Origin of the sequence: Thalassospira permensis NBRC 106175, from assembly GCF_000714555.1 — a bacterium.
Classification (GTDB): domain Bacteria; phylum Pseudomonadota; class Alphaproteobacteria; order Rhodospirillales; family Thalassospiraceae; genus Thalassospira; species Thalassospira xiamenensis.
Genome location: NZ_AUNC01000001.1, coordinates 47,629 through 72,483, shown reverse-complemented (window position 1 = coordinate 72,483; position 24,855 = coordinate 47,629). Strand labels below are relative to the sequence as shown.

Sequence of the window (24,855 nt, the reverse complement as noted above, 5' to 3'; positions counted from 1 at the left end):
CTGTCAACGGAACGAACCATTATCACTAATATGTTCACGTCCAGCAGCGAAAACCATTGCCCTCAAAAATGGCACTCGCCCCCTGTCCTTCGCGCTTGAGCAAACCATAAAAAACACGTATATTCCATGTTCAACCCAGAATTTGAGAGCAAGTAGCTCACCTTTCGTAAAGAGACGACAGATTTCTTTGCGGAAAAACCTCAGGAGGAGGAAATGGTGAATCTCACCACGCTAAATCCCTTTCAAAGGGGGCAATCGCCCCAGACTGACTCGCGTCAGTTGGTAAACGCATCGGACAGGCAAGCTGATCCGAATGCGGCAAAGTCCGACAAAAATTCCCGCCAGATCGTCGATCCCGTTGATTTGTCCACGGACGCGGTTGCGGCCAAAGCATCCGATGACAAAGCCGTGCAGACATCAGCGGCAAAACCACCGGCAACCGAAGAACTGTCAACCAAAGACCTGTTTGAACGCGCACTCAATGCCGCCCTTGAACTGATCAAGGATGACGTGATCGAAATGTTCAGACTAAGTGGCATGGATGGCCGCGAAGCCATGCTCGCCACCGATGCATTGTTCGAAGGCATCCGCGGCATGTTCTCTGACGATGGCAATGTTGATTTCAACTTCCAACAAGCCGTCGCAAAATATTCGCGCACCGAAATTGCCTATGCTGGGTCCAAGGGTGCCGGTGCTGCGGTTTCCGAATCCGCGATGATGGGGGTGCAGTCCCTGAACATCAACATCAACAGCACCACGGGCGAATTCCTGTTTGATTTTAAGACCGCCAAAGTCGAAGTTGTCACCACCAAAGCCGTCGCCATCGGTGATAGCACCGCTGGCGTCATGGGGGCGATTGACTCCATGATGGACGGTCTTAAAAACAACAATCTGGTGGATATGCTGGGCAATCCGACAAGTGCGGATAAAGGCGGCCTCATGTTCGATATGAATGACGGCGGTGTCGCCGAATTCATCCGTCAGCTTATGGCCGACACCACCGGCACGCAAACCGCGGCCGCAACACCAGACGAAAAAACCGATACCGCAATCGGTGCGGATGACGCTGCCATGATGGCAGAACTGATCCAAAGCCGCATGGCAAAACTCAATGCACAGATCATGGAACAGGCGGGCGCCATCGTCCGCGGCATTTCCCAATCCACGGCTCCCGATGGATCGGGCAATAAGATGCTTAATCTGTCTGTCGATATGATCTTGCCGATGGGCATCTTCGGACAAAACGAAAACGGTGCAACCTTCCAATTCCCAAAAGGTGAAACTGTCGCCGTGGCCGATCCCAGCCAGGAACAGGACGTTCTGGCTTAATCGAAAAATGCTGGGTCGGGGGACAATCCCCGATCCCACAGCATTTCGTCAAAATGCCTTCAGGAAGGAGGCGACCAAATGTTTGAACATTCCGATTTTTCACGTCCCCGCGCCGACCGGTCTGCGCATCGCGATCTTGGCCTGTCGGGAAAAATGGCTAACAAAACCGCCAACGATGATCCCACGGTCGATGTCGACGAAGACATCAGCCGTCTGCGTCGCATTATCGATAATATCGATATCAGTCTCGAAGCATCCAAACGCCTTCAGAAACTGACCAAGCAGGCAACCGAGGTAACTTCCCCACCCTGGAGCAAAATGCCCGATTTCCTGCGCCTCAGCGAAATATCATATGACGAGGTTATGGACAAAATCCAAACCGACGCGCTGATTTTGTTTGCGATGTTGGGAATCCCGCCTGAAAAAGCCCGCGCAATGGCAAGGGAACTGACAGGCACCTCCCCCGAGGATGTCACCTTTACCGGCTTTCAGGATTATATCCGGGCGCTCGTCGGGCAAAAAGTCCCGTTCTCGGCAAACCAGCTCGCCGCGATCGGAACCTTCAGCGGCACCGCCGTTATATCGCAAACCGTGCAAATCAATCTGTCACAGATCGAAGGTCATCTATCGTTCTCCGGCGACGAGACCAACGCCAGTTGGTCCTACACCAAGGTTAATGTCGAAATCAGTAAACTTCGCGTCGAATTCGGCCAGGTGGACCCGCTGATCCTTGATCTTGACGGGGACGGCATCACCACCTCACACGTCAATGATAACAAACAGTTCGATATTGATGGCGATGGAACTATTGATCAAACCGCATGGGTTGGCGGCAATGATGCCTTGCTGGCGCTTGATCGCAACGATGATGGCATCATCAATGATGGTACCGAATTGTTTGGCGATCAAAACGGTGCCAAGGACGGCTTTGCCGAACTCGCCAAATATGACGACAACAATGATGGCGTGATCGACAGCAAGGACAAGGTCTTTTCCTCTTTGGTCCTGCTGCGTGCTGATGGCAGCCAAAGCTCGCTTGAAAGCGAAGGCATCAAATCGATTTCGCTGACAATGATCACCCCGCTTGATCAGCGTCTGATCGGTGGTGATCTGGTTGCTAAATCACAATTTGAGCGCGATGACGGCACCACCGGCACCGTCGGCGAAGTCTTTTTTGACGTTCGCGCCTGACGGCTATTTCTGGATTCTGGCAGAAACCGGCGGGCAAGGGCGCGAAATCGCCCTTGCCCGCGCCATTATATTTTCCGCACTACATCAGCATTTCACATTTTAGCCAGATTGCTTTGAAAAAACCGTGACATCCGAGGGGAACCCTTGTGTGTCACGAGCGGATGTGATTTATCCGTGGGGTGAGGCATGGGGAAAAATCCCCCTTAAATGAAAAGTCTGGAGAAAATATGCTGCGCAAAACCCTACTCGCTGCGTCACTTGCGACCGTCATGTTTGCAAGCCCGGTTATGGCACAGGACGCTGCACCGGCCGAAGACCAGGTTCTTGCAACCGTCAATGGCGAGGAAATCCTGGAATCCGAAGTGCGCGCGACACAAGAGGGCCTGCCCCAACAGTATCGCCAGCTCCCGTTTGAAATGCTCAAGCCGATGCTTGTCGACCGCGAAATCAATCAGCGCCTGCTGATGCTTGCCGGTCAGGATGCGGGTCTTGCCGACGATGAAGAGGTCAAGAATCAGCTCGCCGCTCTTGAGCGCCGCCTCGTTGCCGAAACCTATCTTGAGCGCGCAATCGCCGAGAAAGTCACCGACGACGCGATCAAAGCCCATTACGACGAATTCATCAAAACCAACGAGCCAGAGCCGCAGGTTCACGCGCGTCACATCCTTCTGGAAAACGAAGACGACGCCAAAGCCGTGATTGCCGAGCTTGACGACGGTGCCGATTTCGTCGAACTCGCCAAAGAAAAATCAACCGGCCCGTCCGGTCCGAATGGTGGTGACCTTGGCTTCTTCAACAAGGGCGACATGGTCGCACCGTTCGCCGAAGCCGCCTTCGCGATGGAGCCGGGCACATACAGCAAAGAACCGGTTCAGACCCAGTTCGGCTGGCACGTGATCCTGGTTGAAGAGAAAAAAGACGGCATCCAGCCGACCCTGGAAGAAATCCGTCAGCAGATGGAAGCAGAAGTCACCCAGCAGGCCGTTCAGGACCTGATTGAAGAACTTCGATCCGATGCCGAGGTGGTGAACAACACCGAAACCCCGGCCACAGACGACAGCGCAGAAACCCCGAAAAACTAAGCCCCACGGCTTAACCGGTTTCAAAGCTGAGATCCAAAACGGGGTGAGCCGTCCGGCATCGCCCCGTTTTTTTGTCATCCACCCGTGCCAAATGCGCTACCTTTGGATTAATGGCAGGGTTACGTTCAACGAAGGAAATTGAACAGATGGTTGCGACGTCGCTTTCTCCGCTGGCCCCGGCCGGCTTCCCCGATCTTCCGGCAATTCCCGGTGTCAAACTGCATACCGTGACCCTTGGCATCCGCTACAAGGGCCGCCCCGATGTCCTTCTGGCCGAACTCGAACCGGGCACACAGGTTGCGGGTGTCTTCACCACCTCGACCACGGCATCGGCCGCTGTTCGCTGGGGACGCGAGGCGCTTAAAGGCGGCACCGGTCGGGCATTCTTTGTCAATGCCGGTAACTCGGTTGCCTTCACCGGCAAGGCGGGCGAAAAATTCGTCGCAGACAAGGTCGAAGCCGCCGCAAAGGCGCTGGGCTGCAACAAGACCGAGATTTTCACCGCCTCCACCGGTGTCATCGGCGAGCCAACCACCGCAAACCGCATCACCGATGCCCTGCCCGATCTTCTGGCAAATGACGCTGGCTGGCTTGATGCCGCCAAGGCGATCATGACCACCGACACCTTCCCCAAGGGCGCATCGGCCACCGCCACCATCCACGGTGCCAAGGTCAGCATTGCCGGTTTTGCCAAGGGTTCAGGCATGATCGAACCGAACATGGCCACCATGCTGGGCTTCATCTTTACCGATGCCGCCGTGCCCCATGCCGTGCTGCAATCCCTGCTTGCCGATTGCACCAACCGGTCGTTCAATGCGATCACGGTCGATAGCGATACCTCGACATCCGATACCGTCCTTCTGGCCGCAACCGGCAAGGCGGGCAATGCCGCCGTCACCGGCATTGATGATCCGGCACTGGCCGGTTTCAAAACCGCGCTTGGAGACGTCATGCGTGATCTTGCCCATCAGGTCGTGCGCGACGGCGAAGGGGCGTCGAAATTCATCACCGTCAATGTCACCGGCGCCATCAGCGAAGCAGAAGCCAAAATCACCGCCAAGGCGATTGCGAACTCTCCGCTGGTCAAAACCGCGATTGCCGGTGAAGACGCCAACTGGGGCCGCATCGTCATGGCGGTTGGCAAATGCGGTGTCCAGGCCGACCCGAACAAACTGACCGTTTCCATCGGTGGCATTGTTCTGGCGAAAAACGGCGAACGCGTCGCCGATTATGACGAAGCCCCGGTCGCAGCCCATATCAAGGGCCAGTATATCGATATCGATGTCGATCTTGGCTTTGGCGATGGCACGGCCACCGTCTGGACCTGCGATCTGACACATGGCTATATCTCGATCAATGCGGATTACCGCAGCTGATTAACGGCATTAGACCCGCATTTATCAAAGCCGCCTTTCATCGGAAGGCGGCTTTTTGCTGTCCGGCTCAGAGCGGACTTCCGTTCTGTCAGGACCGCCCCGATATACCCGGCACAGCAACATCTCGGCGCATTCGTCGGTTTATCCATGACGTGTAAAATTTTTTGATCACAACTTTAATTATTTGCAGACCGATACCTTTGATCTGACGGGTAAAATCACCAAATACGTAGGTAACACCAAAAGCGGCACGCGTTTTATGGACCCCGATTTATGAATAATATCCTGTTCGTTGATGATGACGAAAACATCCTGAACGGCCTGCGGCGGCGGTTGCGCGGCATGCGTCCGGACTGGCACATGGTTTTTGCCACCAGTGCGGCTGCCGCCATTGAACTTGCCAGTCACGAAGAATTCGATGTGGTCGTATCGGATATGCGGATGCCCGGTATGGATGGCGCAACGTTGCTGAGCACCCTGCAAAAATCCCATCCACACGCCACCCGCATCATCCTTTCGGGCTTCGCCGAGGAAGAGGCCGTTCTGCGAACCGTCGGGCCAGCCCATCAATATCTTGCCAAACCGTGCGAAGACCTGGTGCTGATCGAAACCATCGAAAACGCGCTTGATTTGCGCAGTCTGCTGACCCGACCGGAATTGCGGTCCCTCGTTGCCAGCATCGACACACTCAGTTCCCCACCCGATACTTACCTTCGGCTGGTCAAGGCACTTGAAGACCCGAGAATATCCCAGGATCAGATCACCCGGATCGTTTCATCCGATATCGCCCTGACCGCCGAAGTCCTGAAACTGACCAACTCCGCCTATTTCGCCATTGCCCAGAAAATCAGTTCCGTCTCCCATGCCGTACGCATGATCGGGACCGAGACGCTAAAAGCACTGGCCCTTTTTGTTGGCATTTTCCGCGGATTTGATGGCCCCAAAAGCGAAGCCGACAAATTGCTGCGCCTCTGCCATCGCAGCCAGCAGATCGGCGTCACCGCCGCCCTGATTGCCGAATATGAAAAACTGCCGCGCGCCATCTGCCACGCTGTTCCCTCGACCGGCATGCTCAGCCACGTCGGCAGCCTGATCCTTTATGCCAACCGCAATGCCGAAATGGCCAAGGTGATTGATCGGGTCGAACAGGAACATATCCCCATCGAACAGGCCGAAATCGAACAGTTCGGCGCCGGTCATCCGGAAATAGGCGCCTATCTTCTGGGTTTATGGGGCTTCCCGGCACCCGTGGTACAGGCGGTTGCCTATCACCACCGCCCGATGGATACCCCGCATCGCGAAATGAACGTCCTTACCGCAATTTATGTCGCACAGGACCTCACCCGGCAGGTTGCCGCCGAAGAAACCGGCAAACAGGTCGAAAGCCATATCGACATGGAATATCTGAAAACCATCGGCAAAGCTGACCAGCTTGACGAATGGCGCATGATCGCGCGCGTTGTCGCCGACAAATACAAAACCCTGACCCAGTAAAGATCCGTGGCCATGGAAAAAAGCAAAGTCCTTTTCGTTGATGACGATAAAAACCTGCTGCATGCCCTGCAACGCAAGATGCGCCACAAATACGATTTTGAAATCGCCATTGGCGGGCAGGAAGCCTTGCGTATCCTGATGGAAGACGGCCCCTTTGCCGTCTGCATCGCCGATATGCGGATGCCCGGCATGGACGGTGTGAAACTTCTGACCGAAATCGGGCGCGTCAGTCCCGATACGGTTCGCATGATGCTGACCGGCAATGCCGACCAGCACACCGCCGTCGAGGCCATCAATCGCGGCCATATTTTCCGGTTTTTCAGCAAACCCTGCGATGACGAGGTGCTGGAACAGGGGATCAACGATGCCATCCGCCAATATCATCTGATCACGGCGGAACGCGATCTTCTGGAACAGACACTGGCAGGCAGCGTCAAGGTTCTGACCGATGTTCTCGCCCAGCTTAATCCCCTGATATTCGGCCGGTCCATGCGGGTGAAATCATGGTGCGACATGATTGCGCGCGATATTGGCTATCCCCAGCCGTGGGAACTTGGTCTGGCCGCCCTTCTTGCGCCGATTGGCCTGGTCTCGCTACCACCTGAAACGCTGGCGCGTCTGGCCATGGGCAAGGTTCTGCAACCGCTTGAACGCGACCTTTTGAAACGCACGCCAGAGGTGGGAAAACGACTGATTTCCAATATCCCGCGTTTGAACCATATCGGCGAAATCGTCTATCTTCAGTTCCGCAATTTCGACGGGACGGGCTTCCCCACCGACAACAGTCCGAAGGGTACGGATATTCCTCTTGGCGCGCGCGTGCTGCGTATCCTCAATGACCTTGCCGAAATCAGCACCAGCGACATGCCACTGGCCCAGAATTTCGATGAATTGAAAGAACATTCGCATCGCTACGATCCGGAACTTTTCGGTCAGATTTCCGACCTGCTGGCAATAGTTGACGACTCTTACGATGTCGATATCCATCCCAAGGGCCGCGAACAGGATATCTTGCTGAAATCGCTGCGTGTGCACGACTTCCTGATGACCGATATCGAAACCGTCGATGGTCATGTGCTGCTGACCCACGGCAACCACGTTTCCGAGGTCCAGTTGCAGCGCCTGCGCGTGTTTCAACAGATCCACAAATTCCATGAACCGATCCGCATTCGTCGTGGCGGCATGAAACCTTCACAAAACGGTTGAAACACGGAAAGCCGGTATGAACGACACACACCACAATGACGAAAACCTCAAGGTCATCCACCCGACCAGCGATTCGGCGGGTACCGACGACTTGCTCGACGCGATTGATCAACTTGATGTCAGCCCCGAAGCCCTGAAGCAGATTCATGCTCTTCTGAACGAACAGAAGAAACGCGAAACAGAATCAAATCAGCGGCTTAAAACCATCCTCAACAGCGTTGTCGAAGGCATTCTGGTCATTGATGGTGCCGGGATGATTTGCGATTGCAACGAGTCCGCACTCAATCTGATGCGGGGCACAATGTCCGATATGCTGGGCCGGTCGGTTGATGCCTTGTTTGTCGATCGAAAATCGACCGTGCGTCACAAATTGCTCAACCGTTGCATCAATATCAGCAGCGGCACACTACGCTATGATTATACCGAAACCATGGGACAGCGCCTTGATGGCGATACCTTTCCGATGGAAATCACCGTAAGCCCCGCCAATTTCACCGGCGAAATGAGCTACCTTTACATTTTCCGCGATATCACGCGCCGCAAACAGGCCGAAGAATCGCACCAAAAGCTCGAAGGTGAATTGCGCGAAGCCTTGAAACTCGAAGCCATCGGTCATCTTGCCGGGGGCATTGCCCATGAAATCAATACGCCCAGCCAGTATATCCGCGACAACCTGAAATTCCTCAATGACGGCTATGGGGCGCTGTCGCGCATTCTGGGGCTGGCCTTGCAAACGTTGTGGCAGAATCGCGACCGGTTGCCTGAAAACACCTTCAATAATTTTGCCCGCAAAATGCGCGATGCCGATCTGGAATTCCTGCTTGATGAAATCCCGCACGCCACCCAGCAATCCCTTGACGGCATCAATCAGGTGGCCCGCATTGTGCTGTCGATGAAGGAATTTTCCCATCCGGGCGGGGCGGAGAAAACCGCGACCGATATCAATCGCGTCCTGTCAAACGTCACCGTGATTTCGCGTAACGAATGGAAACATTACGCGCAGCTCGTCGAAAATTACGAACCGGAACTGCCGCATATCCCGTGCCACATCAACGAAATCAATCAGGTCTTCCTCAACCTGCTCGTGAATGCCGCGCAGGCGATTGACGCCGCCGGACGCACGCCCGAAGAAGGCGAGATCAGGATCAAAACCACCTTCCTCGATGACAGTGTCCTGATCAGCATTTCCGATAACGGCACCGGCATCGCCAAGGAAAACCGATCCAAAATCTTCAACCCGTTCTTCACCACCAAGGAAGTCGGCAAGGGCACCGGTCAGGGCCTTGCCATCACCCACGACATCGTGCAGGTCAAGCATGGCGGGCGCATCTGGTTTGAAACCGAAATGGGCAAGGGCACAACCTTCCATGTCCTGCTCCCGGCCGAGGATCGGACAGGCAAAGCCGATACGGTCAAAAAACCGGTTAACGCGGTGCGAACAAAATGATCCCCGCCCCGACCAGACAGACCGCAACCCCGGTCATGTCCCATCTATCGGGCATTTTACCCTCAATCAGCCATAACCAGCCCAACGACGCCGCAATATAAATCCCGCCATAGGCCGCATAGGCCCGCCCGGCAAAATCGCTTTCAACCCTGGTCAACGCCCAGGCAAACACAATCAGCGATAAAATGCCCGGCACGATCCAGAATGCGGATTTGCCAAGCCGCAGCCACGCCCAGAATGCAAAGCATCCGGCGATTTCGGCAATTGCTGCACCGGCATAGGCCGCGATGCTGTGCATCTTTCCCCCAAATCAGAATGCCGGTCGCAGATCCCCGGCATATTTGCCCGCCCAGTTGGTCAGAACCGGCGTCAGATAATTTTTAAGTGTTTCGGCACGGGCATCATCAATCACGCCATGCTGGCGCAATATCGCCCCCATCGCAACCTCGGCCCCGCGCTGGGTGCCATCATCAATCTTAAGCGCAACGCCAAGACCCTGTTTGGGGAATGCGGCACAATAAACGCCTTCCGCCCCAACCTTGACCAGCGCATCCTCGCCGCAGACTTCCATGATCCCGGTGCAAAAACGCCCGGTGCCCGCCACCATGAACGGGGCTTGCGCACATCCCTTGCGAATACGTTTGATCGCCTCAATACGTTTCGGAGCCAATCCGCTCGGATCGGCCATCCGCGCCATGGCAAGGCCAAGGTCACGCAACCGCATCCCGATCACCGGAATGCCGCATCCATCAATGCCACGTGGCGTGGAAGACAGATCGCAATCGCCCATTTCTTCCAGAACCCGGATCAGGCGCTGCTGAACCGGGTGGGCTTCCTCGATATAACCTTGCGGATCATCGCCCAGATGCTGCGCGGTCGTCAGGAACCCGGAATGCTTGCCCGAACAATTGTTATGCGCCTTTGAAAGCTTCACATGATCGGACGCCTGCTTGATCGCCGCATTCAGGCTTAACGAATAATGCGGCGCACATTCCAGCGTATCGACCGACAACCCGATTTTCTCAAGCCACGCCGCCACCGTCCGGGCGTGTTCTTCCTCGCCATTATGCGACGAACAGGCCAGTGCAATGTGCTGGTCCTCAAGCCCGAACGCATCCGCCGCCCCGCTTTCAACCAGCGGGATCGCCAGCAACGGCTTGATCGCGGATCGCGGATACATCAACGCGTCAATATCCCCGCCCTCGGCAACCACCGTGCCATCGGCCCTCATCACGACATACCGCCCGCGATGGAAACTTTCGACCATCCCGCCACGCGTGGCTTCGACAAGGATCGGATTGGCAGCAATCTGGTTGGCAGAATTGGCAGACATCTTGGGGCTCTCCATGACTGGGCACATTCAAAGACCGGGCGCATTCAGAACAGGATCAAACCTATGCCCGAAATCACCAACCAAAAGCAAGCATCACCCGTGACGCAGTGCAGCGCGATCACAATCAATCCGGCGGGACGTCAAATCTGGGCTTCCTTCTTTTCGAAGATGATCAACGAACCAAGGACCCACAAATGAAACGCCTCTATTCCCTACTCCTCGGATTGGTTCTGACACTTCCCTTGGCCATCCCTGTTATGGCTCAGAATCAGTGGGCAGACCCGCAAGATGCCATCGGACAATTATGGTCGGGCCGCGCACCAAACGGGGCTTCGCATACTTTCCCGGTCAATCAGTGCGATAACTGGGCTGCTTTACCCCAAAACGTGCAGGCCGTCTCGACCCAGACCCTATCCGGGTTGGTCGTGCCTTCGGTCAGTGCAACGCGCGCCGTTGTTACCAACGGCCTTCGCCAGATGGCGCAATCCCTGCACGCCTACAATGTCGCACAGGTGGCCGCCGGGAATTTCTATCCCGCTGCTGTTAATGGGCCTTTCGCGATGGGGCCTGCCTATTGGCAGGGGGCGGTTCGCTCACCACATGGCAACGCCGTTGATCACCTGCCCCGGATCGCGTTGGGCGGATTAAATACCGCCGCTTGCCCCAACTACGCAGGCAACCCAAACCAGCAACAAACAATGAATGCTCTTGATGCCTTGGGGGGCATGTCAAACAGCCAACGCTGGCATTGCGTTGCGCATCGTTTCTCTGTTGTCGGCGGTGTTGCAGTCCCGCTGACCGGCTATATCGAGTTTACCCAGCAGGAATATCCGGCCGATAACCAATATGCCTATGCCAACTCGGATGGCCGGATCGTTTACGACTATGTAAACAACCTCGTCTATTTCACCCCGGCCCATTATCGCCAATGGAAGAAAGCCGATTTTTCAATGGATATGACTGGCAATTATGGCTGCACGCCGGGTGGGACCTGCTGCGACCCGTTCTTCAAGATTGTGCCGTGATTTTGCAAAGCCGGTCCCAAAGAACTTCCCGGTAATTACAACCAATCATCAAGACGCTGTCGGCCAGGTCGAAAGTGCCTGGTCGATAACGCGTTCCAGCCTTTCACGGCTGAAACCTGCCTTGGCCTGTACCGCCATGCCATGCAGGATCGTCAGAACGAACGACGCAAGCACGCCCGGATCGGCTGTTTCAGGCAGATCACCCTCGGCCTTTGCCCTCTCGAACCGTTGGCGAAGCTGTTCTTCGCCGACTGCACGGGCCTCAATCAATGCCTGTCGCACCGGTTCCGCATCATCCGATCCGGCAAGAACCCCGTGGATGCCAAGACAGCCGGTATGATCGGGGTAACGTGTGTTCAGATCCGCCGCCTGATACAGGATATGCGCTGCAACTTCGCGGGCCGTCGGCAGGTCGAGTGCCACCGGAATATAATCAAGATAATGCGCGTAATAACGGTCCAGCGCCTTGCGAAACAGGGCTTCCTTGTTGCCAAACGCGGAATAAAGCGCGGGCCGTTCGACACCGGTTGCTTCTGTCAGATCGGCATAGGACGCCCCTTCGTAGCCCTTGCGCCAGAAAACACAAAGTGCCGCGTCGAGTGCCTTTTCCACATCAAATTCGCGATGACGTCCCATCAGTCCAATCCTGTTTTTCGTAATGATCGTTATTAAACCACTTGACAGCACATGTCCAGTTTTCATAATGATCATTACAGTAATGAACGTTATGAAAAGTGCCGCTGCCGTTCTGGCCAGCCCGCACAGGATCACACACAGGAAGGATTAATCATGACCGAAACTCTTGGCGGCAAAGTCGCCCTCATCACGGGCGGGTCGCGTGGCCTTGGGGCTGTCACGGCCGAAAAGCTTGCCGATCTTGGCGCAAACGTCGCCATCAGCTACGCGTCTTCCGCCGACAAGGCCCATGCCGTCATCGAAAAACTCAAATCCAAAGGTGTTCGTGCGATTGCAATCAAAAGCGATCAGTCGGATCTGGCTTCTGCCAAACCATTGATCGATGCGGTGATTGCCGAATTCGGCAGGCTCGACATCCTTGTGAATAATGCCGGCATCGCCATTCAGGGGCAGTTGGTGGATGATCCCGAACTTGATGGCGAAAAATACAATCGCCAATGGCAGGTCAATGTCATGGGGACAATCGCCAATACCCGTGCGGCCGCCCCCAAACTTTCTGACGGGGGCCGGATCATCTTTATCGGCTCACTCCTTGGCAGCCACGTTCCCTTCGCCGGTGCGGCCGACTATGCCGGGACCAAAGCCGCCCTTGTCGGCTATGCCAAGGGCGTTGCCCGTGATCTCGGCGGTCGCAACATCACGGTCAATGTCATTCAGCCCGGCGTGATGCCAACCGACATGGCCACCGAAGTTCTTGGCGACAGCGTGCCCGATGCGCTTCTTGACATGCACCCGATCCGCCGGATCGCGACGCTTGACGAAGTCGCCGAAACCATCGCCTTCTTTGCCGGACCGCATGCCGGTTACATCACTGGTGAAACCGTCAATGTCGCGGGTGGCATCGGCACCTGATGATCGCCCTGATGCGGGCGGGAAAATTCCCCCTTTGCCTGCCCGCATCGCTTTCCATGACAAATCCAAAGTTAAATCTCCCGTGACGATCATCGGCATCATTGGTGCGGGCGAAGTTGGCAGCCATATCGTGCCTGCAACCCTCAAACCGTCGCCAATATCGGAATCGCCGTCTGGTTCTTGTATTCCTTAAGCACAAGGCTTGACTGCACATCACGCACATTGGGCATCGAGAGCAGCTTGTGCGTCACGAAATCCCCAAAGCTTTCAATATCGCGCGCCAGCGCCACCAGAAGGAAATCCTGCCGCCCGGTCATCGCCCAACAGGACATGATCTGCGGCAGGTCGTTCATCGCCTTGGCAAAATCCTCCGCCCCTTCTTCGGTGTGGCGTTGCAGGCGGACCTGAATGGTTGCCAGCACGCCAAGCCCGGCCTTCCTGCGGTCCAGCAACGCCACCGTCTGGCGAATGATGCCCGATGCCTCAAGCTGCTTGACCCGGCGCAGGCACGGCGAAGGCGACATACCGACCTTTTCGGCCAGCTGCACATTGCTGATCGATGCGTCGCGCTGAAGGATTTGCAGGATTTTGATGTCGGTCGGGCTTAACAGCACATCGGTCATTTTTCGCCCTCAAAATGGTTTATACGGTCATATTTGATCAACCATAACGCATTTTGATCCCTATATCGCGCGAAAATGACATTTGAATTGATGTAAAATAGTCCATGCAGAAAGTCTCATCAGGGAGCAAACGAGGACCGCTATGGACCAGAACAAAAATCTGCGCGGCGATTACAGCCACATCAATGATGACTACACCGTGGCCCAGGACTGGGCATCCTATTCTGAGGCCGAACATGACCTTTGGCGCAAACTTTATGCCCGTCAGAAGGCGATCCTGCCGGGCTATGCCGCCCCCGATTATATCCGCAATCTTGAAAAACTTGATGCCGCCGACGGCATTCCGCATTTCGGTCGGGTCAGTGAGAAGCTCCATGCTGCCACTGGCTGGCACCTTGTCGCGGTGCCGGGGCTGGTGCCCGATGATGTGTTTTTCGATCATCTCGCCAACCGGCGTTTCCCGGTGACCGTCTGGCTGCGCAAGCCGGAGGAGATCGACTATCTCGTCGAACCCGACATCTTCCATGACTTCTTTGGTCATGTGCCGATGCTTTATGACCCGGTCTTTGCCGATTATCTGGCGGCTTATGGTGCCAAGGGCCCCGAAGCCATTGCCAAAGGCGGGCTCAAGAAACTCGCCCGCATGTACTGGTACATGGTAGAGTTCGGCCTGATCATGACCGAACACGGATTGCGCGCCTATGGGGCGGGCATGCTGTCATCGCAAACGGAAACCATCTATTCCGTCACCGATCCAACCCCCAACCGGGTGGCATTTGACCTCGAACGGGTTATGGCAACCGACTATGCCATTGACGATTTCCAGAAAACCTATTTCGTGCTGACCGACTATCAGCAGCTTTTCGATGCAATGGATACCGATTTTGCGGCCATCTATGACCGCCTCGCCCAGCGTCCAACCATCGATCCGTCGACCACACTTGCCTGTGATCGACTTTATCATGTCCACGGGGACGAGGATCACACGATTGCCATGCCATCGGGTGACCCGGCACAGCTTCGCCACGCCTGAGAAGGCGTTTGCTATTATGATATGAGCAATATGAAAAATCGGGTCGAACGGCATTTTTTTTGCCAAAAGACCCGATTTTTTGATTATTCACTAAAAATGAAAAATGCAGGCGATTGCCAAAAATAACTCAGCAATGGCTCATGGATTTATCGAGCGCCCGGTTAAGCTGCTCGATCACCACCATCGGGCTTGCATCTTTGCTGATAAAGTCAGCCGCGCCAAGGGCATCGGCCTGGGCCCGCGTATCGGCATCATAATGGGCCGAGAAGAACAGAACCGGCACCTCGACCGCGTTCGGGAAGCGGCGGCGAATCTCGCAAAAGGCTTCAAACCCGCTCATACCGGGCATTTCAAGATCCAGAATAATCGCGCGCGGATAAAGACCGTCCAGCTGGTCGATCAGATCGTCGGCACAGTCAAACCCTGCCACGTCATACCCGGCACGGCGCAAAACGGTTTCAAGGGCCGCTTTGGCGCTGGGGCTGTCGTCGGCAAACGCAACCAGACCGTCATGTATCGGTCGGGGCGGCACGGCGCTGAGCGCATTCATGGATGGCAATACTCCGAGATTTGGGACAGCCCCAATCTGGCAGATGAAAATGTCAAATTGGTTAAACCCCGCATTTTTTCCCAGAAACCATCACAATCCGGCCAAAGTATAATGGCAGCGGCACGCCATAATTATCCGTCCACTGATCCCGCCTTTGGCAGAAAACAACCATTTTTCAGGACGATAACGTTACGGAACGCTGATGGATGGTCGGAATATTGACCTAAATAGGTATTTCCATGCCTATTTACGTAATTATGGGCGGGTGCTATAAACACCGCCATGTCGCAGATGCGATATGGAAACATTCTTTCGGGAATTCGGTACGATCCGGCGCAAACCCGCGATCAAGGCCGAAGCTGCCCTCGCAACTGTAAATGCGCCGTTTTGGCGGTGCACAAGCCAGATACCGAAAGATGGCTCTGTTTCTGCCGGACCGGGCGGGGTGTACCGGGCGGAGGGAATCCGTTGTAAAATAGAATCGGCCCAGATCCGAAAAGATCCGACCGCGACCGGGAGAGAGCATGACAGACCCGTTAAAGCTGGCCTCAGAGTTTCCAGCCGCAGATTATGCGAGCTGGCGTCAACTGGCGGAAGCCGGGCTTAAAGGTGCATCCTTTGACAGGAAACTGGTCACAAGGATGCTTGACGGTTTCGCGATGCAGCCGCTTTACACCAACGACGATCAGGACGACGCAACCCGCCTGATCCATCAGGTCCTGTGTGCCGCCGTCGATGCCAAGGACGCCGCCAGCGGCTGGGACATCCGCCAGCTTCATGCCCATCCCGATCCCAAATCGGTCAATGCCGCGATTCTCGATGATCTGGAAAACGGCGCAACGTCGGTCCTGCTACGTCTGGATGCCGCCGCACGCACGGGCGCGGATGTCACATCGGGCGATGCTGGCATTGACGGCATTGCCATTCACTGCCTTGCCGATCTCGAAGCCACACTTGACGATGTCTATACCAACCTTGCCACCGTCGCGATCGATGCCGGTGCCGCCGCCATCCCGGCCGCCGCCATTCTGGCCGCACGCCTTGAAAAGGATGCGGAAAACAGCGCCGACGCGGATGACGATTTTGCAAGCGACGCCGCACCGGCCTTTAACATCGATCCGATTGGCACATTGGCCGCAACAGGCAGCCTTCCGGTTTCCGCCGATGATGCGATCAAACAGGCCGCCGATATTGCCGCCGATCTGATCGACCGTTTCCCGCATGCCACCGCCATCACGGTCAATGGCGCGCCGTTCTGTAATGCCGGTGCGACCGATGGGCAGGAACTTGCCTACCTGCTGGCAGGTGGTGTCACCTATCTGCGCGCCCTGACCGATACCGGCATGGTGATTGATCAGGCGGCGGGTGCGATTGCGTTCAATGTTGCGGTCGGCACCGATTTCTTTGCCGGGATTGCCAAACTTCGTGCGCTTCGCCTGATGTGGAGCCGTGTTCTTTCGGCATCGGGTGTGGATGACGCCACCATCACGATCAATGCCGTATCGGCCGAAATGGCGCTGTCGAAGGTTGATCCGTGGGTCAATATGCTGCGCACCACCGTCACCAGCTTGAGCGCCGGTCTGGGCGGGGCTGATAGCGTTATCTGCCTGCCCTATGATCATCTGATCGGCCTGCCCGATGGCTTTGCGCGCCGCATTGCGCGCAATACCCAACTGATCCTGCAGGAAGAAAGCAACGTTCACCGTGTGATCGACCCGGCGGGCGGTTCATGGTTCATCGAAAACCTGACCCGCGAACTGGCATCCAATGCCTGGGGCCGGTTCCAGTCACTTGAAGCCAAGGGCAGCATTATCAAGGCCCTTGCCGACGGGTCCCTGCAAAAAGAGATTTCCGAAATCTGGCAGACCCGCGAAAGCCGCGTTGCCACCCGGCGCGATCCGCTGACCGGCGTGTCGGAATTCCCCAACATCACAGAGGCCAAAGTCACCTGCGATGCGCCAGACCTGACGACAATTCGCAAGGAAGCCAAAGCCCGCCAGACCGGGTTTAAGGATGCAATCGGCATCAGCCTTGAGAATCTGATCACGGCGGCCAAATCCGGTGCAACCATCGCACAGATGTATGAAGCCCTTTATGGCAAGGCCGCGGGCACAACCATCGATCCGCTGCCAACCCATCGTCTTTCGGAAAGTTTCGAAACCCTGCGCGATCGTGCCGATGCCCACAAGGCATCAACCGGCAAACTTCCGCAAATCTTTCTGGCCAATCTGGGCCCGGTTGCCAAACATACCGCGCGCGCCATGTTTGCCCGAAACTTCTTCGAAGCTGGCGGGATTGAGGCGATCCTCAATAACGGCTTTGCCGATGCCAGCGAAGCCGCCAAGGCATTTGGTGAAAGTGGTGCCAAAATCGCAGTCATTTGCGGATCGGACCCGCAATATGCCGACATGGCCGCCGATATTGCCCAAACCCTCAAACAGGCCGGGGCCACCCGCATTTACCTTGCCGGGCATCCCGGCGATGCGAGGGCCGATTACGAGGCGGCGGGTATTGATGATTTCATATTTATCGGGGCGGATGTTCTTGCGATCTGCGAGACGGCCCTTTCACATCTGGGGGTAAAATAACCATGACCCGGATTCCGGACTTTTCCAATCTGCCGCTGTTTGATCGTGCTACTTCCGGCCCGACCAGCCCGGTCAATACAGCGCCCTGGACCACGCCTGAAGGCATTGATGTCAAGGCCGTCTTTGGCGCGGATGATCTGGCGGGGCTTGATCACCTCAACACCATGCCGGGCATGCCGCCCTTCCTGCGCGGCCCCTATCCGACCATGTATGTCCAGCAACCCTGGACGATCCGGCAATATGCCGGTTTTTCAACCGCCGAAGAATCCAACGCGTTTTATCGCCGCAACCTTGCCGCCGGGCAAAAGGGCCTGTCGATTGCCTTCGACCTTGCCACCCATCGCGGCTATGACAGCGACCATCCGCGTGTCACCGGCGATGTCGGCATGGCCGGTGTGGCCATTGACAGCATCTATGACATGCGGACCCTTTTTGATGGTATTCCGCTCGATCAGATGTCGGTCTCCATGACCATGAATGGTGCGGTCCTGCCGGTGATGGCGCTTTATATCGCGGCTGCCGAAGAACAGGGTGTTAAGCATGAACAGCTTTCAGGCACCATTCAGAACGACATTCTGAAGGAATTCATGGTCCGCAATACCTATATCTATCCGCCGAAACCCTCGATGCGGATCATTTCGGACATCTTTGCCTTTACCTCGCAAAACATGCCGAAATTCAATTCGATCTCGATTTCCGGCTATCACATGCAGGAAGCCGGGGCTACGGCGGACCTTGAACTGGCCTATACCCTGGCCGATGGCATCGAATATGCCCGTGCCGGTCAGGCTGCTGGTCTTCCGATTGATAAATTCGCGCCGCGTCTGTCGTTCTTCTGGGCGATTGGCATGAATTTCTTTATGGAAATCGCCAAAATGCGCGCCGCCCGCATGATCTGGGCCAAGCTGATCAAACAGTTCGATCCGCAGAGCCCCAAATCGCTTTCATTGCGCACGCACAGCCAGACATCGGGCTGGTCACTGACAGCCCAGGATGTGTTTAACAACGTCATCAGAACATGCGTTGAGGCGATGGCATCAACCCAAGGCCACACCCAGTCGCTTCATACCAACGCCCTTGACGAGGCATTGGCCCTGCCGACCGATTTTTCGGCGCGCATTGCCCGCAATACGCAGCTTTTCCTGCAACAGGAAAGCGGTACGACCAAGGTTATCGATCCGTGGGGCGGGTCCTATTATGTCGAACGGCTGACCCGTGATCTGGCGGAAAAGGCATGGGCCCATATCCTTGAGGTCGAAGAACAGGGCGGCATGGCCAAGGCGATTGAGGCCGGCATCCCGAAAATGCGCATCGAAGAAGCGGCTGCGCGCACACAGGCCCGCATCGATAGCGGCCGTCAGACACTGGTGGGCGTGAACAAATACCGTGCTACCGATGATCGCCCGGTCGATGTTTTGCAGGTCGATAACGCCGAAGTCCGCCGTCAGCAGATCGCCAAGCTGGAACGTCTGCGCGCCGAACGCAACAATGCGGATGTTGAAGCCGCCCTTACCGCCCTTACCAATGCCGCCGATCAGGGGAATGGCAATCTGCTTGAACTTGCCGTGCAGGCCGCCCGGTCGAAATGCACGGTGGGCGAGATTTCCGACGCGCTTGAAAAGGTCTATGGCCGTCATCAGGCGGTGATCCGGTCAATTTCGGGGGTCTATAAAACCGAAGTCGGTGCCGATAACGAAGCACTGGCCAAAGTCGACCGGCTGGTAAACGAGTTCGAACAATCTGAGGGCCGCCGCCCGCGCATCCTGATTGCCAAGATGGGGCAGGACGGGCATGACCGCGGCCAGAAAGTCATCGCAACCGCCTTTGCCGATCTTGGCTTTGACGTCGATATCGGCCCGCTGTTCCAGACACCCGAAGAAGCCGCGCGGCAGGCGGTCGAGAACGATGTGCATATCGTCGGTGCCAGTTCTCTTGCTGCCGGTCACCTGACACTTGTGCCGCAGCTTCGTGCGGAGTTGGACAAGCTTGGCCGCGAAGACATCATGATCGTTGCGGGTGGTGTTATCCCGCCGCAGGACTTTGACAAACTTTACGAAGCCGGGGCAGAGGCGATCTTCCCGCCGGGAACCGTGATTGCCGAAGCGGCCTGTGACCTGTTAGAAAAGCTGAAGGAATCAACGTCCGAGGAAGCGGCCTGATTGTGAAGGCAAGATCGTGACAGAAACCGCGCCAAAGAGTGCACCCAAAAATGCACCGGAAACACTGCGCACCCTATCGGGCGGCCCCAAGGGCCAGCCCCGCAAAACGGTGCGCAGGCGGGTTCTTTCAACCGACGAGATTGTTGACGGCATTCTGGCCGGTGACCGCACCATTCTGTCACGCGCGATCACACTCGTCGAAAGCCGCAACGCCAGACATTTTGATCAGGCGCAGGACGTTCTTTCGCGCCTGATGCCCCATACCGGCGGATCACAGCGCATCGGCATTACCGGCGTGCCCGGTGTCGGCAAATCCACCTTTATCGAGGCCTTTGGCAAAAACCTGACCAAGGCGGGGAAAAAGGTCGCCGTGCTGGCGGTTGATCCGACAAGTGCACGATCTGGCGGATCGATCCTGGGTGACAAGACCCGGATGAATGAACTTTCCATCGATCCGAACGCCTATATCCGCCCATCGCCCAGCAGCGGCTATCTCGGCGGGGTCAATCGCATGACCCGCGAAACCATTTTGCTGTGCGAGGCGGCCGGTTTTGACGTGGTTCTGGTCGAAACCGTCGGGGCCGGTCAAAGCGAAACCATGGTCGCCCAGATGACCGATTTCTTTCTGGTCCTGATGCTGCCCGGCGCCGGGGACGAATTGCAGGGGATCAAGAAAGGCGTTCTTGAAATCGCCGATCTGATCGCGGTCAACAAGGCCGATGCAGACCCGGCCAAGGCCCGCGAAGCCAAACGCGAATATTCATCCGCCCTTCGCATCCTGCAACCCAGCAGCCATCATTGGCGACCGCAATCGATCATGGTTTCCGCCCTGATCAATGACGGCCTTGATCAGGTCTGGGATTTGATCAACCAGCACCGCACCATCATGGAAAACGAAGGCGAGTTCACTGCGAAACGGGCGCGTCAGCAACGCGACTGGATGTGGACCATGCTGCGTGACCGTTTGCTTGAAACCTTTACCGCCCGCGAAGATGTCGCCGGACGCCTCAAAGCCCTAGAAGCCGATGTTCTGGCCGGGTCAACCAACCCGACCGCCGCGGTCGAGGAAATGCTTGGGCTGATCAAGACACCACATGCTTGAAATAGTCGGCAATTAGTCATTTATTTCAGTGCCTTCAAATCGCCCCGCGTGTAAAAGAAACGCTTAACACACTCCGCATGATTTCATTTGTATGAAGGCACTGATGCAATCACAAAAGACTGTATACGTGCTTGGCGGTTATGGCCTGATCGGTTCCGCCTGTATCAGAGCCCTTGTAAGAGACGGCTTTTCCGTTGTTGGAATTGGCCGGTCGATAGACAAGGGAAAGCAATCCAATCCGGCGATAGAATGGCGAGAAATCAATATTTCCACTGCCAGCACCCAAGATTGGCGGGAATTGCTGTCCAATGCCGACATCATCGTCAATGCCGCAGGCGCACTGCAAAATGGCGCGCGTGACAACCTGATTGCGATTCATGAAACATCCATTGCCAGAATCACGGAAGCGATTGGAGATTCTGGCAAAAAATTCATTCAGATATCAGCCGTTGGTGCAGACATTCAGGCATCAACAGATTTCATGCGCACCAAAGCCCGCGGCGACCAGATCATCATGCAGTCCAAACTGGAATGGTATGTGTTACGCCCCAGTCTGGTGATCGCTCGTGACGCATATGGCGGCACGGCACTTCTACGCGCAGCATCGGCATTTCCCATCGTCAATATGCGCATCTTTCCTGAAGTCCCGGTTCAAATCGTCTCTGTTGACGATGTTGCAGATGCCGTGGTTCAGGCAGCGTCAGGATCAATACGGCCAAAACTGCTGACCGATATTACAGCGGACGAGTGTTATGCGTTTGATCAATTGAAGACAAGAATCCGCAAATGGCTTGGCTTCCCGGACTGGCGATACCGTTTTGATTTTCCGCCCTTCCTGTTAAAAGCCATTGGCACGTTTGCCGATATTCTGGGGTGGTTTGGCTGGCGATCCCCGCTGCGTAGCAATGCTCTTGCGGTACTCGATACAGGCATCACAGGCAATTCGAGTTCGTGGATTTCAAATGGTGGCAGGCCATGCCAACCCCTTGAACAGGTACTTGATACGATGCCTGCAACCATCCAGGAACGCTGGTTTTCTCGTATCTATCTGTTGGTTCCTTTTTCTATCGCGATCTTGTCACTGTTTTGGATTTCGTCAGGCTTGATCGGGTTTTATGCGCAGCAAAATGCGCAAAACCTGCTGATTTCGCGTGGCGTTGAACCTTCCCTTGCGCACCTGTTTGTTTTTGGCGGTTCAGTCGCCGACCTTTTGCTTGGCCTATGCGCCCTTGCAAAAAGGACCTGCAAAAGCGCCTGCCTTGCAATGATAGGTTTATCGCTGTGTTACGTGTTTGGCAGTATCGTTATAGCACCCGACCTTTGGCTTGATCCAATGGGACCCATGATAAAAGTATTTCCGGGGATTGCCCTTTCCATGATCACACTGGCGGTTCTAAACGAAAGATGATTTACGAAATCGTTTTGTTCCTGCACGTTATCGGGGCGTTTGTTCTGTTTGGAACCGGTGCGGGAATAGCTTTCTTCTTCGTGATTTCAAACCGTTCAGGAAATCCCGCATTCATCGCGCATACAGCTGGCACTGTTGTTCTGGCAGATGGTATTTTCACCGCAACAGCAGCAGTCGCCCAACCCATTTCGGGTTATATCCTGACGCAGCTCGTTGGCTGGGAGCTGAGCGAAGGGTGGATTGCGCTGTCTTTGGGATTATACGTGTTTGTCGGGCTATTCTGGCTTCCTGTCGTCTGGATTCAAATCAAACTCCGTGATTTGGCAAGAATTGCAGATTCCGAACAAATTCCCTTACAACCAGCCTATCGCCGTCTTTATCGCGTTTGGTTCGCCTTTGGGTTTCCCGCATTTTTCGCGGTTCTGGCGATCATTTGGCTTATGCTGACCAAGCCTTCTTTCTGATAAAAAGGCCGCGCAAAAGCGCGACCTTTGATCGGATAGCTCATCGCAGCAGGTCTTATTTCTTTTCGCCAGCTGCTTCGAGTTTTGCCTTAAGAATTTTCAGCTTTTCGACGGCTTCATTGATTTCGGTGTCGAGATGCGCCAGGTCTTCACGCTTGTCACGCGGCATGGCTTCGATCTCGTTCAAAGCTTTTTCGATGATATAAAGCAAATTCTGTCCTCCGTTATTGGCTGCCGGTTATATGACAGCTCGAAATCTCTTTGTCTTAAGCAGGCCTTAATTCGACCTGTCATAATCGCCGCTGTCATAGCCCGGTTTGCTATCAGTCCCCATGATCCTGATCAACAATCCGGTCAAACCGGGTCAACGGCTTATGGGTGGCGCACCCGTTTTAGTGCGCACCAATGAGCCGCCCGGATCGTATGCCGGACCCGCACGTTATTCTACCCAAAACAGGGGTAAAGAAACAGGGATACAAGACAATGTCTGGTGAAAAAAGACCGGCAGGCTAGCCGTTGGTGGCAGGCTGTTCGAGTTTGTCTTTGAGGATTTTCAGATTTTGCGCCGTTGATTTCATCACGGTTTCAAGACGTGACAGTTTTTCGCGGGCATCGCGCGATACGGCTTCGACTTCGTCCAGCGCACTTTCGATGACATACAGCATTTCCACACTCTCCTGCCCGAACCATTCGTTCGGGTCGTTTTATTGTGATTGACCTTATGAAGGTGGGCGGGAAATTCGCTGAAACCTTGTCGGAAATAAGCCAAATTGGCCTTAATTCGCCGATCCTGCTGTTGGCAGGGCAAACCTGATCTGTGATTTTTGACCGGCATGATGTTGCGGTTTGTGTTAAAAGCCGCGCACTTGATTTCATGAAACGGGATAATCGGCACATGACGCATCTGGTGCTTGCACCAATGGAAGGACTGGTCGACTGGCGCGTTCGGCAATTGCTGAGTGCGACGGGCGGGTTTGACCTGTGCGTGACCGAGTTTATCCGTGTGTCGCAAAACCTGTTTCCGGCCCATGTGTTTTACCGTTACTGCCCCGAACTGCTTCAGGGCGGCAAAACGGCATCGGGCACGCCGGTTCTGGTGCAGTTGATGGGGCATGATCCCGAACTGATGGGGGAAAATGCCGCCTTTGCCGCATCCCTTGGCGCACCGGGGATCGATATCAATTTCGGCTGCCCGTCCAAAACGGTGAACAAACGCGAAGCCGGTGCATCGCTTTTGAAATGCCCCGACAATCTGTTCAATATCGTCTCAAGCGTGCGCCGGGCGGTTCCCGATCATATCCCGGTCAGTGCAAAAATCCGTCTGGGTTATGCCGACAAGGAACTGTTTCTGGACAATTCGCGCGCGGTTGAGGCCGCCGGTGCCCAGCACCTGACAGTGCATGCGCGCACCAAGCTGGAAGGATACAAACCACCCGCACATTGGGAATATCTGGCGCGCATCCGCGACGCCATTTCAATCCCGATGACCGCCAACGGCGAAATCTGGACCGTTGAGGATTACGCGAAATGCCGCGATATTTCCGGTTGCACGTCCTTCATGCTCGGCCGCGGGGCCATTGCCGCCCCGGATATCGCCAATAGGATCAAGGCGTTTGAAGCCGGTGAGATCCTTGAAAAACAAAGCTGGTCCGATGTCCTGACGATGCTTTTGACCTATATCGACCTGATGAATGCCGATGACACCACCGAAAACCATCAGGCCGGGCGCATCAAGCAATGGGTGGCGATGATCCGCAAGGGGCATGAACAGGCCGCCGATTGCTTTGACGAGATCAAGCGCATTCGCGACATTCACGAGCTTCGCGCCAAGCTGACCATAGACCGCGATAACCCGGAAAATCAGCGGCCAAATGTTCCGATTGCCGCCGAATAGCAG

At 55.5% G+C, this 24,855-nt stretch carries 23 protein-coding genes and 1 riboswitch; of the genes, 16 read left to right on the top strand and 7 right to left on the bottom strand.

What is annotated here, in order from left to right; translation table 11 throughout:
* The first annotated feature begins 213 nt into the window (after positions 1 to 213).
* The 7 genes from SMB34_RS00235 to SMB34_RS00205 all read left to right on the top strand — a co-directional run bounded on the left by SMB34_RS00235 (position 214) and on the right by SMB34_RS00205 (position 9,125).
* Positions 214 to 1,329 (top strand): hypothetical protein, encoded by a 1,116-nt coding sequence (locus SMB34_RS00235; protein ID WP_156962613.1) that lies wholly within the window; start codon positions 214 to 216, stop codon positions 1,327 to 1,329.
* A gap of 78 nt (positions 1,330 to 1,407) precedes the next feature.
* Positions 1,408 to 2,520, top strand: a complete 1,113-nt coding sequence (locus tag SMB34_RS20545) for a hypothetical protein (RefSeq protein ID WP_051682051.1) — start codon at positions 1,408 to 1,410, stop codon at positions 2,518 to 2,520.
* 227 nt (positions 2,521 to 2,747) lie between these two features.
* Positions 2,748 to 3,602, top strand: a complete 855-nt coding sequence (locus SMB34_RS00225) for a peptidylprolyl isomerase (protein ID WP_037987021.1) — start codon at positions 2,748 to 2,750, stop codon at positions 3,600 to 3,602.
* 146 nt (positions 3,603 to 3,748) lie between these two features.
* Positions 3,749 to 4,978: a bifunctional glutamate N-acetyltransferase/amino-acid acetyltransferase ArgJ gene (gene argJ / locus SMB34_RS00220; RefSeq protein WP_037987445.1), complete on the top strand. Its 1,230-nt coding sequence runs from the start codon at positions 3,749 to 3,751 to the stop codon at positions 4,976 to 4,978.
* A gap of 273 nt (positions 4,979 to 5,251) precedes the next feature.
* Complete coding sequence (locus SMB34_RS00215; RefSeq protein ID WP_037987020.1) at positions 5,252 to 6,472, top strand: response regulator; 1,221 nt, start codon at positions 5,252 to 5,254, stop codon at positions 6,470 to 6,472.
* A gap of 12 nt (positions 6,473 to 6,484) precedes the next feature.
* Entirely contained in the window at positions 6,485 to 7,678 is a 1,194-nt protein-coding gene (locus tag SMB34_RS00210) for an HD domain-containing phosphohydrolase (RefSeq protein WP_037987017.1), read from the top strand.
* Between the two features lie 16 nt (positions 7,679 to 7,694).
* Complete coding sequence (locus SMB34_RS00205) at positions 7,695 to 9,125, top strand: two-component system sensor histidine kinase NtrB (RefSeq protein WP_007091693.1); 1,431 nt, start codon at positions 7,695 to 7,697, stop codon at positions 9,123 to 9,125.
* Here the strand turns inward: SMB34_RS00205 and SMB34_RS00200 are convergent.
* Together SMB34_RS00200 and SMB34_RS00195 are read right to left on the bottom strand one after the other, a co-directional pair.
* Positions 9,103 to 9,423, bottom strand: coding sequence for a YnfA family protein (locus SMB34_RS00200; RefSeq protein WP_037987009.1), 321 nt, complete (start codon positions 9,421 to 9,423; stop codon positions 9,103 to 9,105). The genes SMB34_RS00205 and SMB34_RS00200 overlap by 23 nt on opposite strands.
* A 12-nt stretch (positions 9,424 to 9,435) precedes the next feature.
* Positions 9,436 to 10,458, bottom strand: a complete 1,023-nt coding sequence (locus SMB34_RS00195; protein ID WP_037987008.1) for an asparaginase — start codon at positions 10,456 to 10,458, stop codon at positions 9,436 to 9,438.
* A 194-nt stretch (positions 10,459 to 10,652) separates the two neighbouring features.
* Between SMB34_RS00195 and SMB34_RS00190 the strand changes: the two genes are divergently transcribed.
* On the top strand, positions 10,653 to 11,483 hold the full coding sequence (locus SMB34_RS00190; RefSeq protein ID WP_146216701.1) for a hypothetical protein: 831 nt from the start codon (positions 10,653 to 10,655) through the stop codon (positions 11,481 to 11,483).
* 48 nt (positions 11,484 to 11,531) lie between these two features.
* Here the strand turns inward: SMB34_RS00190 and SMB34_RS00185 are convergent, their stop codons facing one another.
* Positions 11,532 to 12,119: a TetR/AcrR family transcriptional regulator gene (locus SMB34_RS00185; protein ID WP_037986999.1), complete on the bottom strand. Its 588-nt coding sequence runs from the start codon at positions 12,117 to 12,119 to the stop codon at positions 11,532 to 11,534.
* A 153-nt stretch (positions 12,120 to 12,272) separates the two neighbouring features.
* On the opposite strand from SMB34_RS00185, the gene SMB34_RS00180 reads away from it, so the two are divergent.
* The gene (locus SMB34_RS00180) at positions 12,273 to 13,031 is read left to right on the top strand and encodes an SDR family NAD(P)-dependent oxidoreductase (RefSeq protein WP_037987444.1); all 759 of its coding nucleotides are present in this window, start codon (positions 12,273 to 12,275) and stop codon (positions 13,029 to 13,031) included.
* Positions 13,032 to 13,174: 143 nt separating this feature from the next.
* On the opposite strand, the gene SMB34_RS00175 is transcribed toward SMB34_RS00180, so the two are convergent.
* Positions 13,175 to 13,654 carry an Lrp/AsnC family transcriptional regulator gene (locus SMB34_RS00175; protein ID WP_037986997.1) on the bottom strand — a complete coding sequence of 160 codons (480 nt, stop codon included), beginning with the start codon at positions 13,652 to 13,654 and terminating at the stop codon, positions 13,175 to 13,177.
* 142 nt (positions 13,655 to 13,796) lie between these two features.
* Between SMB34_RS00175 and phhA the strand changes: the two genes are divergently transcribed.
* The gene (gene phhA, locus SMB34_RS00170; RefSeq protein ID WP_037986994.1) at positions 13,797 to 14,687 is read left to right on the top strand and encodes a phenylalanine 4-monooxygenase; all 891 of its coding nucleotides are present in this window, start codon (positions 13,797 to 13,799) and stop codon (positions 14,685 to 14,687) included.
* Between the two features lie 127 nt (positions 14,688 to 14,814).
* Here phhA and SMB34_RS00165 read toward each other — a convergent pair whose 3' ends face one another.
* Entirely contained in the window at positions 14,815 to 15,237 is a 423-nt protein-coding gene (locus tag SMB34_RS00165) for a response regulator (RefSeq protein WP_037986992.1), read from the bottom strand.
* 266 nt (positions 15,238 to 15,503) lie between these two features.
* Positions 15,504 to 15,670, top strand: a riboswitch (cobalamin riboswitch).
* Positions 15,671 to 15,761: 91 nt separating this feature from the next.
* On the opposite strand from SMB34_RS00165, the gene SMB34_RS00160 reads away from it, so the two are divergent.
* The 5 genes from SMB34_RS00160 to SMB34_RS00140 all read left to right on the top strand — a co-directional run bounded on the left by SMB34_RS00160 (position 15,762) and on the right by SMB34_RS00140 (position 22,958).
* On the top strand, positions 15,762 to 17,825 hold the full coding sequence (locus tag SMB34_RS00160; RefSeq protein WP_037986988.1) for a methylmalonyl-CoA mutase family protein: 2,064 nt from the start codon (positions 15,762 to 15,764) through the stop codon (positions 17,823 to 17,825).
* A 2-nt stretch (positions 17,826 to 17,827) separates the two neighbouring features.
* Positions 17,828 to 19,984 carry a methylmalonyl-CoA mutase gene (scpA, locus tag SMB34_RS00155; protein WP_037986986.1) on the top strand — a complete coding sequence of 719 codons (2,157 nt, stop codon included), beginning with the start codon at positions 17,828 to 17,830 and terminating at the stop codon, positions 19,982 to 19,984.
* 16 nt (positions 19,985 to 20,000) lie between these two features.
* Entirely contained in the window at positions 20,001 to 21,086 is a 1,086-nt protein-coding gene (gene meaB / locus SMB34_RS00150) for a methylmalonyl Co-A mutase-associated GTPase MeaB (protein ID WP_084716424.1), read from the top strand.
* Positions 21,087 to 21,189: 103 nt separating this feature from the next.
* Positions 21,190 to 22,494 carry an SDR family oxidoreductase gene (locus SMB34_RS00145; RefSeq protein WP_037987442.1) on the top strand — a complete coding sequence of 435 codons (1,305 nt, stop codon included), beginning with the start codon at positions 21,190 to 21,192 and terminating at the stop codon, positions 22,492 to 22,494.
* Entirely contained in the window at positions 22,491 to 22,958 is a 468-nt protein-coding gene (locus SMB34_RS00140; RefSeq protein ID WP_037986984.1) for a DUF2269 family protein, read from the top strand. Before SMB34_RS00145 ends, SMB34_RS00140 begins: the two co-directional genes overlap by 4 nt.
* Positions 22,959 to 23,013: 55 nt before the next feature.
* On the opposite strand, the gene SMB34_RS20980 is transcribed toward SMB34_RS00140, so the two are convergent.
* Positions 23,014 to 23,169, bottom strand: coding sequence for a hypothetical protein (locus SMB34_RS20980; protein WP_156487990.1), 156 nt, complete (start codon positions 23,167 to 23,169; stop codon positions 23,014 to 23,016).
* A gap of 298 nt (positions 23,170 to 23,467) precedes the next feature.
* On the bottom strand, positions 23,468 to 23,623 hold the full coding sequence (locus tag SMB34_RS20975; protein WP_156487991.1) for a hypothetical protein: 156 nt from the start codon (positions 23,621 to 23,623) through the stop codon (positions 23,468 to 23,470).
* A gap of 230 nt (positions 23,624 to 23,853) precedes the next feature.
* Here SMB34_RS20975 and SMB34_RS00135 point away from each other — a divergent pair, with 230 nt between their 5' ends.
* Entirely contained in the window at positions 23,854 to 24,852 is a 999-nt protein-coding gene (locus tag SMB34_RS00135) for a tRNA dihydrouridine synthase (RefSeq protein ID WP_037987441.1), read from the top strand.
* Positions 24,853 to 24,855: the final 3 nt, after the last annotated feature.